The organism is Microcystis sp. (genome assembly GCF_048564745.1).
In the GTDB taxonomy this organism is placed as follows: Bacteria; Cyanobacteriota; Cyanobacteriia; order Cyanobacteriales; family Microcystaceae; genus Microcystis; species Microcystis ichthyoblabe_A.
On sequence record NZ_JBLZRT010000061.1, the window covers coordinates 1 to 3270 of the forward strand.

Genomic DNA, 3270 nt, shown 5'->3' on the forward strand with positions numbered 1-3270 from the left:
TCTAACACTTTCTGGTATAGTTCACTTATCATTTTCGTTATTTAGGTCATATATGGTAAATATGACTTATCTTTTTTTGGAGTCTGTATCTGTATTCCATGCTACATAAGCTTTTCAGCTTGCTTGTCCCCCTGTCAGGGTTTTTAGCTGTCTGGTGATCCTGAAAACCCTTGCTAAATCTACACTCAGCTATTTGGGAACAGCAATAAATGGAGGTTAAAGAGCCTTTTAAAACCCAACCCGTTGATCAATTAATTGTGTAGTTTTGTTGCAAAGAGAAAGTTTTTTTGACAAAAAGAACAAAGTGTGCTGCTGAGTGATCTATAATATATTTGTTCTTCCCACACCCCACACCCCACACCCCACACCCCACACCCCACACCCGTTCGGCTGAGCTCACGGCCGAAGCCTACACCCCACACCCCACACCCTACACCCCACACCCCACACCCTAATCTCCTATAGGGGAAACTTTGCCCTTACCCCTGCGTCTTGAGCCTCTAAGCAAACAAGTGTCACGCTTGCGATAGAATAGATCGGACTTAGCCTAAATGGGGTCAGCGAAAGAATGTGCGGAATTGTTGGCTATATCGGAACCCAAACAGCGATCGATATTCTCCTAGCTGGTTTGGAACGTTTAGAATATCGGGGTTATGATTCGGCAGGGATTGCCACAATTCTCGAAGGTGAATTACATCGAGTCCGCGCCCAGGGAAAACTCTACAATCTGCGGGAAAAATTAGAACAGGAAGTTAATCCCTCCCAAATTGGCATCGGTCACACCCGTTGGGCAACCCACGGCAAACCCATAGAAAGTAATGCCCATCCCCACACCGATAATAGTCAACGGGTGGCAGTGGTACAGAATGGCATTGTCGAAAATTTTCAGGCATTAAGAACAGAATTAAAGGGGAAAGGCTGTATATTTGACTCGGAAACCGACACAGAAGTTATTCCCCATCTAATCGCCAGTTATCTACCCAAACCTAGCGATGAAGAATACTTGGGGGTGAGTCCTTTCCTCAAGGCAGTTTTAAGGGCAATTGAACGTTTAGAGGGGGCCTTTGCCCTAGCGGTGATTAGTCCCGATTATCCCGATGAATTGATTGTCGTGCGGCAACACGCCCCTTTAATCATCGGTTTCGGTCAAGGGGAGTTTTTCTGTGCCTCCGATGTCAGTGCTTTGGTTCCCCATACCCGGGCGGTGCTGTCCTTGGATAATGGCGAAATCGCTCGGTTAACACCCTTGGGAGTAGAAATTTATAATTTTGAGGGAAAAAGAGTCCGTAAAAGCCCCAGAGTCCTCGATTGGAGTCCGACAACCGTAGAAAAACAGGGTTATCGTCACTTCATGCTCAAGGAAATCTACGAACAACCAGGAGTGGTGCGCGACTGTTTAGGGACCTACCTGCATCCCCATTGGACAGCACAAAATGGGGATAATGTCAACCCGATAAATCTTAATTTTTCTGAGGAAATTTACGAAAATTTAGAACATATTCAGATTTTAGCCTGTGGAACCAGTTGGCACGCTAGTTTAGTGGGTAAATACTTGATTGAGCAGTTGGCGGGTATTCCCACAAGAGTACAGTACGCCTCGGAATTTCGCTATGCACCCACCCCCCTGATGCCCAATACTTTAACTATCGGGGTGACGCAATCGGGGGAAACAGCCGACACTTTAGCGGCTTTGGAAACGGAAAAACAGCGTCGTTTAGGATTAGAAAAAAAATATCAGGCCCGGATTATCGGTATTACTAATCGCCCCGAAAGTACCCTAGCACAAATGGTCGATCAGATTATTAATACCCAAGCGGGGATCGAGATCGGGGTGGCGGCAACTAAGAGTTTTACGGCACAATTATTGGGTTTTTATCTCTTAGCTTTGGATTTATCCTATCGTCGTCAAACTTTGTCTTTAGAGAGAATCGAGGAAATTATTAATGGAATGCGATCGCTGCCAAGATCGATCGAAACTGTCTTAGAAACACAGGAAAAAGCGATCGAAGAATTGGCCCATGAATTTAATGACACCCAGGACTTTATTTTCTTGGGACGGGGGATTAATTTCCCCATTGCCTTAGAAGGGGCCTTAAAACTCAAAGAAATCAGTTATATTCATGCGGAAGGCTATCCAGCCGGAGAAATGAAACACGGACCAATCGCGCTTTTAGATGCAAAAGTTCCCGTAGTAGCGATTGCGATGCCGGGGGTAGTTTATGATAAGGTTCTCTCCAATGCACAGGAAGCAAAAGCAAGGGATGCGCGGTTATTGGGAGTAGTTGCTGACAGCGATACGGAAGCACCAAAAGTCTTTAATGATTTATTGTATGTGCCGGAAGTTGAGGAATTATTATCGCCAATTTTAACAGTAATTCCCCTACAATTGCTCTCCTATCATATCGCGGCCCGTCGCGGTTTAGATGTGGATCAGCCGCGCAATTTAGCCAAAAGTGTCACGGTGGAATAGGGTTCATCGGGTTGAAAGTGTGGTTTAAAGGTCTATTTACACTGAATCGGAACCTATGAATCTTTATGCAACTTCTCAGAATGGGGTTTTAATTCGTCTGACAGAGGAGAGATGGAAACACATTATCAGTGGACATAGTGAATTAGTATCGTATCAAGCGGAGATATTGGAAACCATTCGCTATCCTGAGAAAATCCTAGTAGGAAACCAGCAGGAATTGTTGGCATTTAAACAAATAGTTTCTGGAAAATATCTAATCGTTGTTTATCGGGAATTATCAGAGGGGGGATTTATTATTACTGCTTATTTAACCCGTCGTCTTCGTGAATTAACCAAGAGGAAACAAATATGGCCATAACTAGCATTAATATTCAATCCTATCTTAACTTCGCCAAGATGATTCACGCTCTGCCTCAGCAAGATTTTTGGACAGCTTATGATGCAAAAGCAGATGTTTTGTATATTAATTTTCATCAACCATCTTTACCTGCGGATGATAGCGAATTAACAGATAATGATGTGATTATTCGTTATCAAGGGGATAAGATCATTGGGTTAAGTATTCTCAATGTTAGTAAAATCCAATGATGCTAAGTAGCTGGTTATAATTAAATTAAAAATGGATTTTGCCTTTAATCCCCCCTTGATCCCCCCTTGATAAGGCTATCCATTAGTCACATCTTTCTTAACATAAAATTTGACAAAAAGAGAAAAGTGTGCAAGATGGCTCAAGGAGGTTCTATGGGGGAACTAATTTGATGAGATAGTTTCCAAGTCTGGCTGATATCATGTAACCTTCG

The 3270-nt window shown here is 43.3% G+C and carries 3 protein-coding genes; all 3 read left to right on the plus strand.

Features of this window, described 5'->3' with window-relative positions; all coding sequences use genetic code 11:
• The first annotated feature begins 568 nt into the window (after window positions 1-568).
• The 3 genes from glmS to ACOCD9_RS08940 are packed head-to-tail and all read left to right on the plus strand — an operon-like array spanning window position 569 to window position 3058.
• Entirely contained in the window at window positions 569-2470 is a 1902-nt protein-coding gene (gene glmS / locus ACOCD9_RS08930) for a glutamine--fructose-6-phosphate transaminase (isomerizing) (RefSeq protein WP_419547138.1), read from the plus strand.
• Between the two features lie 55 nt (window positions 2471-2525).
• Window positions 2526-2828 carry a hypothetical protein gene (locus tag ACOCD9_RS08935; protein ID WP_419547140.1) on the plus strand — a complete coding sequence of 101 codons (303 nt, stop codon included), beginning with the start codon at window positions 2526-2528 and terminating at the stop codon, window positions 2826-2828.
• Window positions 2819-3058, plus strand: a complete 240-nt coding sequence (locus tag ACOCD9_RS08940; protein ID WP_002794713.1) for a DUF2283 domain-containing protein — start codon at window positions 2819-2821, stop codon at window positions 3056-3058. The genes ACOCD9_RS08935 and ACOCD9_RS08940 overlap by 10 nt, the downstream gene beginning before the upstream one ends.
• Window positions 3059-3270: the final 212 nt, after the last annotated feature.